Raw genomic sequence first — 961 nt, forward strand, 5'->3', positions numbered from 1 at the left:
GCCGCCGGCACTCCGCCTGCGGCTACCGCAGCCCGATCACCTACGAGAACACCACCACCGCGGCTACGCTACGACCGGCCGCATAACAATCAAATCGCGTGTCCACTTTTCGGGGCGAAGGCCCCCCCGTCAACGCCATACAACAGACACTACGGAAAGGGTCTGACAAAACCGTCCGCCGCGAGAGCGACTCGATGCGTACACGGCCAGATCCCTGCACCTTCGCGGGATCGAGCGACGTATGCGGCCGTTGAACGACTCGTGAGACGGTCGGCAAGCCCATTACCCCGGCGCGGACGGCGGAAATTGCGACACCTCATCGCGCGTCACGATGCAATGGTCGCAGGCGTGCAGCGCGCGCCGGGAGTTCAGTCGCACCCGGCAACGCTTCCCGGGAACTCAATCGCACCCCGCAACGCTCTCGACGCGCAGCCGTGGTGAGCCCGTCGCAGTCAGCCCGCCGCCAGAACCCGTTCGAGCGTTGCGTAGCCTGCTGGTTCCCACGTCGGTTTGCCTCCGGGCAGACCAAGCCTGCCGTTCTGCCCGATTGCGATCAGGTTCAGGGCGCGCAGCACAGCCCAGCCGCGGGCACGGGTGATCGTGGCTCCGTCGGCCCGCTCATAGGCGTCGAAGAACCGACTCGCAGCGCCGGCCGGCAACAGGATCCAGGCGGCCGAAAGATCAGTCGCGGGATTGCCTGCGCACAGCTCGCCGAAGTCGATCACCCCAGCGAGCATCCCGTCCCGGACCACCACATTTGCTGGATGCAAGTCACCATGCAGCCAGACTGGCGCGCCCTGCCAGGCGGGTGCTGCGACAGCGTTGTCCCACACTTGCCGCGCGGCCTCAGCGTCCGCGTAGTCGGCAATCAGCTCGAACCAGCCGTCGACCCCCGCTGCAATCCGGCCAGCGGGATGCCGCGCGAAGGGTTGGCCGGGGCCTCAGCCGGTGCCTGGTGGTG

Annotated in this window: 1 pseudogene; it reads right to left on the reverse strand. The window is 67.3% G+C overall.

Annotated elements, in window-relative coordinates:
- Positions 1–452 precede the first annotated feature (452 nt).
- Positions 453–961: pseudogene (locus RM423_RS24915) on the reverse strand (phosphotransferase); the annotation flags it as partial.

The organism is Jatrophihabitans lederbergiae, assembly GCF_031845305.1.
Taxonomy (GTDB): domain Bacteria; phylum Actinomycetota; class Actinomycetes; order Mycobacteriales; family Jatrophihabitantaceae; genus Jatrophihabitans_A; species Jatrophihabitans_A lederbergiae.